Source organism: Streptomyces griseoloalbus, assembly GCA_014650015.1.
Classification (GTDB): Bacteria; Actinomycetota; Actinomycetes; order Streptomycetales; family Streptomycetaceae; genus Streptomyces; species Streptomyces griseoloalbus.
The window spans coordinates 317,411-331,571 of the sequence record BMUD01000001.1; the positions used below are offsets into that span (position 1 = coordinate 317,411).

Sequence of the window (14,161 nt, forward strand, 5' to 3'; positions counted from 1 at the left end):
CATCAGCTGCTCGCTTTCTCGTTGTCGGTCAGCAGGGGCGTGGCCGCCCCGGGGGTCGGGCGCGGCGCCGGAACCGGCCGAGCCGCCGTGCCCAGCCGCTGCCGCAGCCGGCCGGACACATGGCGGGCCCACAGGGCCCACATCACCCAGCCGGGGACCCGGTCGTCCCGGGCGTACCAGGCCAGTTCGCGTCCGCCGGGCGCCGTCCGCAGCGCGGCCAACGGCGCGTAGTTCTCCACCACGAACGACCGCCCGGCCACCGGATCCCCGTCCGGCAGCGGACGGCCGGTCAGATCCAGGTGCAGGGCGCGCACGACGTCCAGTCCCGCACTGTCCGCGAAGAGCCGGAACTGGGCGCCGGGGCGGGGGTTGAAGTCGAGGAGGTGGTAGCGGCCCGTCGTGCCGCAGCGGCGGAAGTCGAGGTCGAAGACGCCGCGGTAGCCGAGTTCGCCGGTGAGGCGCTCGGCGAGCGCGCACACCTCGGAGTTGGGGGTCCAGTGGCCCACCGCGGTCAGTCCCGCGCCACGCGGCCAGGCCAGCTGCTTGCGGCCCGGGCCGCCCGCGCGCACGGTGCCCGAGCGGTCGGCGTAGCCGTGGAAGAACCAGTCCCGGTCCGCTCCCGGCGGCAGATACGCCTGGAGCAGCAGCGCACTGCCCGCCTCCGCGGTCCGCAGGTACAGCTCCCGGGCCTGCTGCGGGGAGTGCACCAGCCGGGTGCTGCGCAGTCCGCTGCCGGGCGGGAGCAGCCAGGGCCGGCTCCACTTCGCCACCAGGGGCAGGCCCAGCCGTCGCGCGTCGTCGGCGGCCCCCTGCGCGCTGTCCGGGATCAGCGTCCTCGGGTGCGGAAGGCCGGCGGAGGCGCACACGGCGGCCAGCTCGGCCTTGTCGGCGACGCGCTCGGGCAGCGTGGGCGGCATCGCGGGCAGCAGGTAGGAAGGCGCGAGGTCGTCGCGCAGGCGCCCCGCGGCGATCGCGGTCGCGTCGTCCATCGGGACCAGCACGGCCGGACGCCCGACCCGTGCGGCCACGTTGCGCAGCACGGCGAGGATCTCGTCCGCGGACGCTCCCGGGCGCGGCGGGGGATGCATACGGCGCACGTACCGCGAGCGCTGGACGGGGCTGCCGGTGGAATCGGCGACGACATGCACCTCCACTCCCGCCCTGCCGAGCGACCGCACGGCCCCCAGCGTTCCGTGGTGAAAGGGATTCCGGTCGGTCCGCAGCAGTACGGCGGGGACACGGGTGTCGAGCAGCGACACGCATTCTCACCTTCTTCTGGCATCGGCTCACCCGCACGGGGGAGCCCGGCACTCGAAAGCCGCAGTGACATTGGCACCGTCGGATTTCCTGTGCGTGACTTCATATGACTGTTCGTCAAGGGCGTGGACTTCAGGCAGACGGCGGACGAGAGCGAGAAGAGGAGCAGCCAATGGCCCCACAGCACAGGCGGGTCCGGGCCCGGGGAAGGGCCGTGGGAGCGGTGGCGGTCGCCGTGTCGGCCGCCCTGGCGGCCGGTCCCGCGGCGGGGGCGGTGCGAGCCGACGACGCCGGCCCCGCGCTGCCCGCCCCGACGGTGCCCGCGGTCACGCCCACCGTCCCCGCGGCCCCGACCGTCCACACCCCGTCGGTCACCGCCCCGACCGTCCCCACCCCGTCGGTCACCGCCCCGGTCGTCACGCCCCCGGCCGTCCCGGTGCCGGGCCGGGGGGTTCCGGCCTTCGGTGCCTTCCTCGCCTCCGACGCCCGGGGCGTGACCCGCATGGAGCAGCTCAGCCGCTGGCTGGGCGGCGCCGAACTGCGCGTCGGCCACACCTACCTGCCCGGCAACCGCTGGAGCGACATCGAGGGCGACATCCGGTTCCTGGAGTCGTGGGCGCACTGGCGCAACGCCCGGGACGACCGGATGCTCGTCCTCAACGTCCCCATGCAGGAGCGCAACGAGGAGGGCGTCTCCGATCCCGAGGTCCGCCAGCTGCTGCGGCGGGGTGCGGCCGGGGAGTTCGACCACCACTTCCGTGCCCTCGCCGAGCGGCTGGTCGAGCTCAAGGTGCCGGACACGGTCCTGGTGCTCGGCTGGGAGATGAACGGCACCACGTACACCCACCGGTGCGGCCCCGACCCGGAGTCCTGGAAGGAGTACTGGAACCGGATCGTCGCCACGATGCGTGCGGTGCCGGGCCAGAAGTTCCGGTTCGACTTCACGCCGAGCCGCGGCCGGGACGCCATTGCCTGGACGGAGTGCTACCCGGGGGACGACACGGTCGACATCGTCGGCATGGACTCCTACGACCAGCCGTCCGGGCGGTCGTTCGACGAGCAGGTGAGGGAACCGTACGGTCTTCAGGCGCACGTCGATTTCGCGAAGGCCCACGGGAAGCCGATCTCCTACCCCGAGTGGGGGCTGTTCCGCAACGGCGACAATCCCGAGTACATGCGGCGCATGCTGGCGTGGATGGAGGAACACCGGCCGCTCTACAACACGGTGACCGACTACTGCCCGCACGGGGTGTGGCAGTGCGAGGACAACCCGGACTCCTCCCGCGTCTACCGGTCCGTGCTCTTCGGCCGCACCCACGACGCGGACCCGGAGGCCACCCCGGAAACCACCCCGGACGCCACTCCCGCACCGGTCACGCCCGCGCCCACGCCCACCGCGCCGCTGCCTGCGGAGAGCTGCTCGCCGCTGGATCTGGGCCGGTGGGTGGAGTACTGGCTCGGCGGGAAGCTCTGCCTCCGCGTCGACTGGTGGTCGCGCACGCGCTAGCGCCGCCGCCCCGGCCGGGTTCACCGCCGTCACCGCCGTCACCGCTGCACGGCGGCGGCGGTGGCCGGGCCGGGCACCGAGGCGGCCGGCACCGGGTCGTCCTCCCGGCCGGCCCGCCGAGGCCGCGCGAGCAGGGCCAGCCCGCCGAGCAGCCCGCCCGCGCCGGCCCCCACCAGCACGGTCACCACCGACGACGCGGACGCCGGTTCGCCCGGCTTCACCGCGCGGGAGAACTGCACGAGCCGCACCTGCGTGCTGCCCCTGGTGTCCTCCGCGTGCCGGGTCAGCGCGCGGGAGACCGCGTTCGCCATGTCGACGGCCAGTTCCGGCCGGGAGGACGTGGCCGTGACGGAGACCATCGGCGCGTCCGGCGAGGTCGCCGTGCGCACACTGTCCCGCAGCGTCCGCACCGGCACGCCCGCCCACACCTGCGCGTCACCGAGCACCGCGAGCTGCGTGGCCACCCGGCCGTACGCCTGCGCGAATCCGCGGGCCGCCTCCGGGGTCGCCTTCTCGGTCGGCACGGCGACGACATAACTGGTGGCCGCGTACACCGGGGGCGTGAGCATGCCGTACGCGCCGCCGAGCAGACCGCCGACGAGCGTGCCCGCCACCAGCGCGGACCAGGCCGGCAACTTCTTGACGCGCTCCAGGCTCGAACGCAGCCGACGGGTCGGGGTGTCGGTCATGAGGGGCTTGCTCCCTGAGAGGCGGGGGACGATGACGAGCCGGCGACGGCTGCCGCGTACACGTCCATGAGGCGGGCCGTGCTGCGGGTGATGCTGTAGTGGTGGGCGGCCTCGCCGGCCGTGCGCGGGCGAGGGCCGGCCGCACGGGCCTCGGCGATCGCCCGCGCGTACGCCTCGGGGCCGCCGCGCACCCGCCGGGCGTCGGCACCGGCGGCCGACGGCAGGTCCTCGATCGCCGGGCAGGAGGCGTAGAGCACGGGCAGGCCCGACGCCAGCGCCTCCACGGCCGCCAGGCCGAAGGCCTCCTCCGCGGACGGGGAGGCGAACAGGTCCATCGCCGAGGTGAGCGAGGGCAGGTCGGGGCCCGGGGAGCCGTCGGGGACGCAGGGACGTTCACCGGTGAACAGGACCCGCCCGGCGACACCGGCCTCGTGAGCCGTGCGGCGCAGCAGGTGCTCCTCGGGGCCGCCGCCCACCAGCAGCAGCCAGTGGTCCCGCGGAAGCAGGGCGAGCGCGTGGACCAGGACGTCGAACCGCTTGCCCCGGGTGAGCCGGCCGACCCCGCCCACGACGAACGCCCCCTCCGGCAGGCCGAGGCGCCGCCGGGTGCGCTCCCGCCGCTCCGGGTCGAAGCGGAAACGGTCCAGGTCGATGCCGTTGGGCACGACCTCGATGCGCGGCGCGGGCACGCCCCAGCGCTTCAGCCGGTCGGCCACCGTCGGGGAGACGGCGACCGTCGCCGAGCCGAGCCGCTCGCTCGCCAGATACAGGGCGCGCACCCCCGCCGTCAGCTTGCGGCCCTCCATCTGCGAGTCGCCGAGGGAGTGTTCGGTGGCGACGACCGCGCGGACCCCGGCGACCCGGGCGGCGAGACGGCCGTAGACACAGGCCCGGTACAGGTGCGTGTGCACCAGGTCGTAGCCGCCGGCCCGGATCACCCGGACCAGGCGGGGCAGGACGGCCAGGTCGCGGTTGCCGCCCATGTCCAGGTGCACGACGCGGACGCCGTCGGCGCCGAGGCCCTCGGCGACCGCGCCGGGATTGGTGAGCGTCACCACGTCGCAGGTGACCGGCAGGTGACGCAGCAGCAGCCGCAGCTGCTGTTCGGCCCCGCCGACGCCGAGGCCGGTGATGATGTGCAGTGCCCTCATCTCACACGCCCTCCACCGGGCGCCGGCGCAGCCGGTGCAGCCGGAGCTTGAGGTGCAGGCGCCACGCCGTGTCGTTCTGGCCGACGTGCGCGCGTGGCAGGGCGTGCGGGCCGGTCAGCGGACCCGGGTCGATGGCGCAGGCGTAGCCGTAACCCGCCTTCCGTACGGCCTCGACGGCGCGCGCGTCGACCGTGCCGTACGGGTAGCAGAAGCCGTCGACCGGAGAGCCGGTCAACTCGGCAAGCCGGGCGCGGCTTTCGGCGACCTCGGCGGTGAGGGTGGCGTCGTCGGCGCGGGTGAGGTCGACGTGGGTCAGTCCGTGCGAGCCGATCTCCACGCCCTCGGCGGCGGCGCGCCGGACGCCGTCGGCGGTCAGCAGCGGCTTGCGCGGGCCGAGCGGGTCCCAGGCGTTGTCGCCGCCGAGCCGTCCCGGCAGGACGAAGAGGGTGGCTCCGCAGCCGAAGCGGCGCAGCAGCGGCAGGGCGCCGGTGAGGAAGTCGGTGTACCCGTCGTCGAAGGTGAGGCCGACCAGGCGCCGCCCCTCGCCGCGGGCGCGGGCGGCGAGCAGCTCGGCCACGGACACGCCCCGCAGCCCGCGCCGGCGCAGCCAGGCCAGCTGCCGCGCGAGCCGCTCGGGCGTGACCGTGATGCGGTACGGATCGTCCGAGCAGTCGCCCACCGAGTGGTACATCGCCACCCACGGGACGGGCCCCGGACGGGGCGCGGGGAGTCTGCCGGTCTCGACGGAATCAACGGAAGCGGCCATGTGTGAGCCTTCGTGTGACGGCGCGCAGGGAGCGCGGTGCGGATGGGGAGCCCCCGGCGCCGAGGACGGACAGGGCGAGCGGGACGAAGACGGCGGTCACGGCCAGGCAGCCGGCCGCGAGACCCGCCACCGGGGACGGGAACCGGCTCGCGGCGAACACCCCGGCGGCGATGGCGAGGACCGAGGCGAGCACGGGCCGGCTGAGCTCGGCCAGGACCTTGCGGACGCCGACCGAGACACCGGGGGCGTCACCCCGGCGGGCGGCGCGCAGGCCGGTCAGCAGCAGGGCGGCCGTGACGGTGATGCCGAAGGCGTTGGCGGCGGCGATCCCCGCCACCCCCCAATGACCCACGGTCACGGCGCCGATCAGGGACGTCGCGACGATGCCCGCCGCCATCACGGCGACGGGGTACCAGCTGGGGCGGCCCGCCGAGAAGTAGCAGCGGACCAGGGCACCCACCAGGGTCTGGCCCAGCAGACCGAGGGCGTACACGCGCATGACGCCGGCCGTCGCGGCGGTGTCGCCCGCGGTGAACGCGCCCCGCTGGAAGAGCAGTCCGATCATCTGCGGGGCGCAGGCGATCACCGCGCACATGCCCAGCAGCACCACACAGGAGGCCAGCACCAGATCCCGCTCGACTCGCGCGCGGGCCCGCTCGGTGTCGCCGTCCGCCAGCGCCCGCGCCACCACGGGGAAGGTGACGGTGCACACCATCAGCGACAGCGTCATCGGGATCTGGGCGACCTTCTGCGCGTAGTTCAGGTGCGAGATGGCCCCGGCGGGCAGCGAGGAGGCCAGGAAGCGTTCGACGAGGACCTGCGACTGGCGGCACAGCGCGAACAGCAGCACCGCGGCGATCAGGGCGAGCCGTACCGGCCGCTCCTCGACCCCGGGCCCGGCCCCGGCGGGCGCCGGTGCGCGCGACGCCAGCTGCCGCCACAACGACGGCAGTTGCACCAGCACCATCAGACAGCCGCCCACCGCGACCCCCACCGCGGCCGAGCGCACCCCCCACTCCCCGCCCAGCAGGAACATCGCCGCGATGATGCCGGTGTTGTAGGCGACGTAGATCGCCCCCGGCGCGAAGAACCGGCGGTGTGCCCGCAGGACGGCGCTGCAGTACCCGGCGAGCCCGAAGGCCAGCAGGCTGATCGCGGTGAGCCGGGTGCAGTCGACGGCGAGACGGGGGTCGGGCAGGCCGGGCGCCAGGGCCCGGACCACGTACGGAGCCCCGGCGGCGACCAGCGCGGCCACCGCGGCGAAGGCCAGGCACAGCCGCGGCAGGGTCGCCACGACCAGCTCGCGGACCGGGTCGCCGGCGGCGCCCCGGGCGCGGCGGGCCAGCGCCATGCTGAACGCCGGGATCAGCGCGATCGCCAGCCCGTCCTCGATCAGCAGCGTGGCGGCGATCTCCGGCACGGTCCACGCGACGAGGAAGGCGTCCGTGTCGCTCCCGGCCCCGAACAGCCGGGCCAACGACTGGTCGCGCACCAGCCCGAGGAGCGACCCGGCGATGGACAACGCCGCCGTGACCAGCGCGGCCCGGGCGAGGAACCGCCGGGACGACGACCCCGGACCGGCACCGTCCCCGGCCGACGGGCCGGTTGCGGTCTCTTCTGCCCTGGGGGTGCCGGGTCCCGGTCCGTCGCCCGTGAGTCCGCCGGTCCCGGGCTCGCGGGTCTGCGATCCTGCGGTGCCGGGCTCGCGGGTCTGCGATCCGCCGGTCCCGGGCTCGCGGGTCTGCGATCCTGCGGTGCCGGGCTTGCGGGTCTGCGATCCTGCGGTGCCGGGCTTGCGGGTCTGCGATCCTGCGGTGCCGGGCTCGCGGGTCTGCGATCCGCCGGTCCCGGGCTCGCGGGTCTGCGATCCAGCGGCCCCGGGTCCACCGGCCCGCGGTGCGTCGGCCCGCGGTGCGTCGGCCCGCGGTGCGTCGGCCGGCGGCCCGGCGGTCCGGGGTCCGGCGGTCCGGGGTCCGTCGGTCTCGGGGCCGGGAATTCTGGAAGGCACCACCGTCATCGCGCCACGTCCTCCGTCACCCGTCCGGGCACGCCGTCCCGTCCCGCGACGTCCCGCGCCCGCTCGCCGCGGGTCAGCGGCCACCACGCCGCCAGACCCAGGGCCATGCCGGTCAGTACGGTCGAGGGGCCGCCGATGTCGCCGTACACGAAGTCGGTCAGCTGCCACAGCATCAGCCCGCAGGCGACGAGCGCGCAGTCGAAACCCGGACCGCGCCGGCGCACCCGCAGCAGTCCCCGCACCGCGCACACCAGCAGCGCCAGCCAGCTCCCGGCGAGTGTGAGCAGCCCGATCAGACCCTGTTCGCTCAGCACCAGCAGATACATGCTGTGCGGCGACAGCAGCGCCTGCTTGTGATACGTCTCGCCCGCGCCCTCGATGTCGCTGCCCGAGGACAGCGCCAGGGTCGCGTAGCCGTCGCGGTACTCGGGAAAGCGCTTCAGGCCGACGCCGGTCAGCGGGTGTTCGCGCCACATGCCGGTGGCCGACGCCCACAGGGTGTACCGGTCGACCACGGACTGGTCCGGGGCGTCGGCGACCGCCGCGATGCTGTCGATCCGCTCCTGCAGCATCGCCGTACCGACCCCGAAGCCGCCCACCAGGACCACGCCCGCGGCGGCCAGGGCCGCACCCACCTTCAGCGCGCGCCGCAGCCCCGCCAGCGCCAGCTGCACGGCACACGTCACCGCGGTCGCGATCCAGGCGCCCCGGCTGAAGGAGAGCGCCAGCGGAAGCACCAGGACCAGGGCGCACCCGGCGGCGATCGCCCGCTGCCGCCCCGGCCCCCGGCCCAGCGCGATCCCGGCCGCGCACACCAGACCCAGCGACACCGCCGTCGCCATGCCCATCACGTCCTGCGCCCCGAAGGTGCCGACCGCCCGGACGGTCTCGCCCTGGTAGGAGGCACCGGTCCCGGTGACGTACTGGTGCACGCCGACCGCCCCCTGCCACAGCGCGAGCCCCACGAACGACCAGGCCAGCACCCGGAAGTCGGCCCGGTGACGCAGCAGCACCAGGACCGCGGCCGGGACGAGCACGAAGACCTGCAGATAGCGGCAGAGACCGACGAGCCCCGCCTCCGGTGAGGCCGCACCCATGGCGGCGAGCGCGAGCCCCACGACCGGCAGCCCCAGCACCACGGCGGCGAGCGGGGACAACGGGCGCCGCCGCTCGCGCAGCAGCCGGACCACGCAGTACCCCACCACCAGCGCGGACACCACGTCGGCCGGACCCGCGCCGTCCCCCGTCGGCGGCAGGGCCAGCAGCACGGGCACCGCCACCAGCGGCAGGACCGGCACCAGCGCGGCGGCCCGGCGCGGCAGCGGTACGAGGGGGAGGGCGTGACTCACGTGGCGTCAGCTCCCCGTCGGGCGGACCAGCGTGGCCGCGGTGCGCAGCAGGATGCAGATGTCCTGCCACAGCGACCAGTCGTCGATGTAGGCGTTGTCGAACCGGCAGCGGTCCTCGATCGAGGTGTCCCCGCGCAGCCCGTGGACCTGGGCGAGGCCGGTGATGCCGGTGCGCATGCGGTGCCGGGCCGCGTAACCGGGGTAGGTCTGGCTGAACTGCGTCACGAAGTAGGGCCGTTCGGGCCGCGGGCCGACCAGGCTCATGTCGCCGCGGAGCACGTTCCACAACTGGAGCAGCTCGTCGAGCGAGGTGCGCCGCAGCATGCGGCAGAACCGGCGCATCTCGTGCTCGTTGGCCACGCTCCACCGGGTCGCCGACTCGTGCTCGTCGACCGGGCGGTGGGTGCGGAACTTCAGCAGGGTGAACGGCCTCCCGTTCCTGCCGATGCGCTCCTGCCGGAACACCACGCCCGGCCCGTCACTGATCCGCAGCGTCACCGCGCACACCAGCAGCAGCGGACTGACCAGCAGCAACAGCGTCCCCGACACCAGGATGTCGAGCAGCCGCTTGCCGATGCCGCCCTCGAGCACGGGGGCGAAGTCCAGCCGCCGGCAGGAGAAGCCGGCCAGCCGTTCCCGCGCCGGGTACGGCGCGGAGTCGGCGTCGACCTCCCAGACCACGCAGCCGGACTCGGCCAGCGCCCGCAGCAGCGGCCCGTGTTCGGTGCGCGCCGAGGGGTGGACGGCGAGCACCGCCCGCACCCCGTTCTGGATGACCGCGCGGTCGACCTCCTCGTCCGTGCGCAGCACGGGGACGGCGTCGCCGCCGTCCGGCCCGTCGGCGACGACGCCCACCGGCCGTACCCCGCACCGAGGGTGGCGCAGCACGGCTGCGGCCACCCGCTGCGCGGTCGCCACCGGGCCGACGACGAGCGCGGCGTGCGGGTGGCGCAGCAGCGCGGCGCGCCGCCGCCCGTGCACGGCGGCGCGCAGCGCACAGCCCGCCGCCGCCTGCACGGCGAGCCCGGTCAGCACGGTGCCGGCGGACAGCGCGTCCTGCGGCCGGAGCGCCGCCCACAGCGCCGCGGTCGCCAGCCAGGCCACCGCGATTCGACCGCACACGGCGGGCAGTTCCTCCAGCAGCCCCGGGACCGGCGACCGGGGGTCGCGCGGGCGCGACAGCAGGGACGCCCCGATCAGCAGGGCGATCAGGAGTGGGTGGAGCCGGGCACCGGCGAGCACCGGGACGGCCGACGCGACGGCGACGGCGGCGGTGGCGTCCGCGACGAGCAGTGGTACCGGCGAGGCCGGCCGGGGCCGTGCGGCGGGCAGCCGGGGGCCGGTGTCGGCGCCGCGCGGCGGCATGACGGAGACGGGTGAGAAACCGTGGTCCCGGTCCCGTGGCGGTACGCCGGGGGAGGGCACTGTACGTTCGGCGGTCACGAGTGGATGGACTCCCTGTACTCGGAGGGCTCGACGCGCTGTGTCGTCCGGTCGGCCCCGGCGCCCCCGACCGCCCGGTGCGGGCACGTTCTCGTCGTGTCGGGACGGGTGCCGAGCAGATCGCGGTAGAGGTCGGCGACCGCCCGCGCGGTGTGCCGTACGTCGTGGAGGGCCAGCACATGCCGGCGGCCCCGGTCGCCGAGGGACGCACGCAGCGGCTGGTCGAGCAGCAGCGCGCCGACCGCCGCGGCCAGTGCCTCCGGGTTCTCCGGCGGCACCAGACACCGGGGGGCGAAATCGGGCGGCAGGCTCTCGCGGGCGCCGTCGACGTCCGTGACGACCACGGGCCGGCCGCAGGCCATCGCCTCCAGCGGGGCCAGCGCCATGCCTTCCCAGCGGGACGGCAGGACGACGAGATCGGCGGCCTGGTACCAGTGGGAGGCGTCCGCGACGGATCCCACGAACAGCACGGACGCCGGGGCGGCGGCGCGCAGCCGGTCACGGTCCGGCCCGTCGCCGACCAGCACGAGCCGGGCGTCGGGCACCGTGCGGACCACGGTGTGCCAGGCCCGCAGCAGGACGTCCTGCCCCTTCTGCCGGCACAGGCGGCCCACACAGACGGCGAGCGGTGACTCCGCGCGCAGACCGGCCAGCGGCGCGAGCCCGGCCCGTACGGCGTCGGCGGGGGCGGGGCGGAAGCGTTCGGGGTCGATGCCGTTGGGGATGACGGTCCACCGGCCGGTGATCCCGGCGTGCACACCGGTGGCGCGCTCCGCCTCGCTCACGCACACCACGCGCGCGGCCCAGCGTGCCGCCCACCGCTCCCACCGCAGCGCGAGGGCCGCGGTGCCGCCGCCCACCGCCTCGAACGACCAGGCGTGCGGCTGGAACACGGTGGGGATGCGCCCGCGCACCGCGAGCCGCCCGGCGAGCCCGGCCTTCGCGCTGTGCGCGTGCACCAGATCGGGGCGCACCTCGTCGATGAGGCGGGCCAGCTGCCGTACCTCGCGCACGAGCGACGCACCCGGCGAACGGGTCGCCCGCCAGTGCCGTACCTGCGCGCCGAGCGAACGGAGCTGGGTGGTGAGCGCGCTGTCGGGGCAGATCGCGGTGACGTCCAGGCCGTCCGCCAGCTGGGCCCCGACCAGGTCCGTCACGACCCGCGCGACCCCTCCGTCCACCGGCTGGGTGAGGTGCAGGACCCGCGGCCGGCGTTCGGGCGATGACAGGTCCGTGGGCACGGTTTCCTCGCTCACACAGTTGCTGGGGACGGGATGGGAGGCGTTCACTGCCGGGCGTCGACGGCGGCGAAGAGCACGCCCGCCCACGCCGCGTCCCGCTGGGACGAGAGCCGGAGGGCGACCTGGTCACCGGCGTGCGGCAGGCCCCCTTCGAGGTCGAACACGTCGGAGTCGTAGCCGAGGGTGTTGGCGTACGCCGGCACCCGCCCCGGGGCGTCCCCGGGACCGGCGATGGTGGAGTTCAGGACGTCGTCGAAGGGGTTGGCCCGGTCGGTGAACGCGGTGGAGGGGGACCCGTCGGCGGTGAGGACGAGCGAGTCGCCCGTGGTGCCGCGGTCGCCGTTGTACGCCACCAGACCCACCCGGCCCCCGGCGCCCGCGGCGAACGGCAGGTCGCGCAGCGGCATGCCCGCGCCCGTACGCGCCGCCAGCGGCATGAAGCCGTCCCAGAGCGCGAGGTGGCGCAGCGGCTCCGCCGGGTTCTCGTACGCCACCACCAGCGTCCAGCCGCCCCAGCCCCCGGCCGCCGATCTGCCGCCGGCCACGTTGACCTGGGCCACCGTGTACAGGCCCGGCTCGCTGTCGCGTACCAGGCGCGTCACGTCCGCCGAGGCCTGGAAGGCGTCCGCGCCGTCCGCCACACGGTGTCCCACCACGGTGTCCGCGACCAGTTCCTTGTAGGCGCCGCCCGGTTCGGCGATCAGCACCCGCCCGTTGTCCTCCGACGGCTTCTGCTCGCCCACGCGCAGGTTCCCGCCCCAGTACAGGCGCGCGTACGTCACTCGGGCGCCGGCGGGCAGACGGACCTCCGCGCGGGAGGAGTTGTACGTGTTGGGGTCCTCGTCGACATCGATGTAGCCCATGTCGAAGTCGCCGTTCACCCCGGGCCCGCCGGTCTGTGCGTCCCGGCAGGAGGACTGGGCGGTGCGGCAGGTGGCGGAGGCGTTGGCCGCGCGCACGATGCCGCCGTGCTGGACCGCCCGGTACCGCTGGGCGAAGGCGAGGCCGTCGGCCTCCGGAGCGGGTGCGGCCGGCGCGACCGGCGCGGCGGCCGCGGAGCCGCAGGGCGCCCACACCGCGGTGAGGGCGAGGGCGCCCACCGTGGCATGGCGAAGCAGCTGACCCAGGGATTGACGCATGACCGTCGGAGCCTTTCGGAACAGGTGGCGGCGCCAGGCAGCGGGGATGAGTGCGATGCGTCCGCCCGTGAGGGTGCTTCGGAGGCTCGCAACTCTAGTCACCAAACGGACAAATTCACTGAAATTCAGTGAATGGTGTCAAGTGTGTTGAAATCGTGAAGCCGTACGGCGTCGTGCCACCGGACGAAAACCGGGGCGCCACGGTCACGGGGCACCGCCCCATCAGGTACGACGGGGCAGCGGGGTGAGCGAGGTTCGCGAACGGCGCATGCCGGGTTGCGGGGAGCCGGGGGCGCTTCCACGGTGGGGTCAGGATCCGACATACACCGAAAGGAACACCCATGCGTGCTCTGCCTGCACGGCGCGTCGCACTCGGCGCCCTGTGCGCCGCCTTCCTGGCCGGCGTCACCGGCCCCACCGCCATGGCGGCCGACCCGGCCCCCGGGCAGCACCGTGCGACGTCCTCCGACGCACTGCTCGTGCAGGTCAGGAACCTCGACGCCCACGAGGACGAACTCGCCCCGGTCGTCGACCTGCTGGAGGCCGCGCTCGAGGCGGACGACGGTCACCTGTCCCCCGCCGAGGCCGGCAGACTGGGCGAGGCCGCGAAGGACGCCCTGGAGAAGGTGGCCGCACAGGCCCCGGCGGACACGGACCCGCCGGCGACCACGGACACGCCGGCGGCACCCGACACGCCGGCCACCACGGACACGCCGACGGCTGCGGACACGCCGGCGGCACCGGACCCCGCCGTGGACACGCTGCTGCCCGACACCGCGGCCGATCCCACGAGCGACGCGCTGGACGCCGCGGGGGAGGCCGTCGACAGCCTCGTGGATCTGCTCCTCTCCGACGACGCCGAGGACGCCGACCAGGTCCCTTGGTCGGTCGACGACCTGTTGACCCGGGTGGACGACCTCGTCGGTGTGCTGGTCGGCGACGAACCCCAGGTGTCGATCCTGCCGGCGCCCGCCGGTACGGCGCCGTCGGCACAGGGGTCCCTGCTCCCGGTCGTCACACTCCCCGCGCTCACGTCGCTGACCCCGGTGCTGCTGCCGGCCTCGTGAGCCGAGGGCACCGCTCCTCTCCCACGGGGCCCGGTCGTACCCCGCACTCGTACGAGGACTCGTCCGTCTCGGTGACTCCGGTTTCCGCCCCGGTGACGGATCGTTGGGCACGGCGACAGATTTCCCCTCCGGCGACCCGTGTTGCCGAAGAAAGGAACATGATGAGGTCCCTGAAGGCCGCCGCCGTCCTCGCCGGGTCACTGATCGCCGCCGGTGTCGCCGCCCCCGCGTTCGCCAGCGGCGCCGGCGACCCGCTGCCCGCCGCCGAGGGCAGGGTGATCCCGCTCAAGGACGTGACCGTCCTCGACACGCCGCTGCAGAAGCCGACCGATGTGCTCGACACCGAGAGCGAGGACTCGTTGCTCAACACGGTGAAGGACGCCGCCGCCTCGCTGCAGAACGCCGAGCCGGCGGGCGACGCGCCGACCCGCCAGGGCTGACGAACGCCCCACCCCCGAACGGCCTCCGGTCAAAACCCGGGGGCCGTCCTTTTGTGTGTCCACGGCCCCGCTCCCGGCGCGTCATGGTGACCGCA

Annotated in this window: 12 protein-coding genes; 3 read left to right on the forward strand and 9 right to left on the reverse strand. The window is 75.0% G+C overall.

Annotated features, from left to right (window positions below; translation table 11 throughout):
* Positions 1-2: 2 nt before the first annotated feature.
* Entirely contained in the window at positions 3-1,259 is a 1,257-nt protein-coding gene (locus IE178_RS01425) for a carboxylate--amine ligase (RefSeq protein WP_184760536.1), read from the reverse strand.
* Positions 1,260-1,429: 170 nt separating this feature from the next.
* Here IE178_RS01425 and IE178_RS01430 point away from each other — a divergent pair, with 170 nt between their 5' ends.
* Positions 1,430-2,764, forward strand: coding sequence for a glycoside hydrolase family 26 protein (locus IE178_RS01430; RefSeq protein ID WP_193510996.1), 1,335 nt, complete (start codon positions 1,430-1,432; stop codon positions 2,762-2,764).
* Positions 2,765-2,802: 38 nt separating this feature from the next.
* Here IE178_RS01430 and IE178_RS01435 read toward each other — a convergent pair whose 3' ends face one another.
* Genes IE178_RS01435 through IE178_RS01470 form a run of 8 tightly spaced genes read right to left on the reverse strand, consistent with a single transcriptional unit; the run spans position 2,803 to position 12,559 of the window.
* On the reverse strand, positions 2,803-3,453 hold the full coding sequence (locus IE178_RS01435) for a YveK family protein (protein ID WP_184760538.1): 651 nt from the start codon (positions 3,451-3,453) through the stop codon (positions 2,803-2,805).
* Positions 3,450-4,604 carry a glycosyltransferase gene (locus IE178_RS01440; protein WP_184760539.1) on the reverse strand — a complete coding sequence of 385 codons (1,155 nt, stop codon included), beginning with the start codon at positions 4,602-4,604 and terminating at the stop codon, positions 3,450-3,452. Before IE178_RS01440 ends, IE178_RS01435 begins: the two co-directional genes overlap by 4 nt.
* A 1-nt stretch (position 4,605) precedes the next feature.
* Positions 4,606-5,370, reverse strand: a complete 765-nt coding sequence (locus IE178_RS01445) for a polysaccharide deacetylase family protein (protein ID WP_184760540.1) — start codon at positions 5,368-5,370, stop codon at positions 4,606-4,608.
* Positions 5,354-7,387, reverse strand: a complete 2,034-nt coding sequence (murJ, locus tag IE178_RS01450; protein WP_318279774.1) for a murein biosynthesis integral membrane protein MurJ — start codon at positions 7,385-7,387, stop codon at positions 5,354-5,356. The genes IE178_RS01445 and murJ overlap by 17 nt, the downstream gene beginning before the upstream one ends.
* A complete protein-coding gene (locus IE178_RS01455; protein ID WP_184760541.1) occupies positions 7,384-8,736 on the reverse strand; it encodes an O-antigen ligase family protein in 1,353 nt (450 codons plus the stop codon). Before IE178_RS01455 ends, murJ begins: the two co-directional genes overlap by 4 nt.
* Before the next feature lie 6 nt (positions 8,737-8,742).
* Positions 8,743-10,179, reverse strand: coding sequence for an exopolysaccharide biosynthesis polyprenyl glycosylphosphotransferase (locus tag IE178_RS01460; RefSeq protein WP_193510997.1), 1,437 nt, complete (start codon positions 10,177-10,179; stop codon positions 8,743-8,745).
* Positions 10,176-11,420 carry a glycosyltransferase gene (locus IE178_RS01465; protein WP_193510998.1) on the reverse strand — a complete coding sequence of 415 codons (1,245 nt, stop codon included), beginning with the start codon at positions 11,418-11,420 and terminating at the stop codon, positions 10,176-10,178. Before IE178_RS01465 ends, IE178_RS01460 begins: the two co-directional genes overlap by 4 nt.
* 44 nt (positions 11,421-11,464) lie before the next feature.
* Positions 11,465-12,559 carry a DUF3344 domain-containing protein gene (locus IE178_RS01470; protein ID WP_193510999.1) on the reverse strand — a complete coding sequence of 365 codons (1,095 nt, stop codon included), beginning with the start codon at positions 12,557-12,559 and terminating at the stop codon, positions 11,465-11,467.
* Between the two features lie 341 nt (positions 12,560-12,900).
* On the opposite strand from IE178_RS01470, the gene IE178_RS01475 reads away from it, so the two are divergent.
* Together IE178_RS01475 and IE178_RS01480 are read left to right on the forward strand one after the other, a co-directional pair.
* The gene (locus IE178_RS01475; protein ID WP_193511000.1) at positions 12,901-13,626 is read left to right on the forward strand and encodes a hypothetical protein; all 726 of its coding nucleotides are present in this window, start codon (positions 12,901-12,903) and stop codon (positions 13,624-13,626) included.
* A 158-nt stretch (positions 13,627-13,784) separates the two neighbouring features.
* A complete protein-coding gene (locus IE178_RS01480; protein WP_318279775.1) occupies positions 13,785-14,066 on the forward strand; it encodes a hypothetical protein in 282 nt (93 codons plus the stop codon).
* Positions 14,067-14,161: the final 95 nt, after the last annotated feature.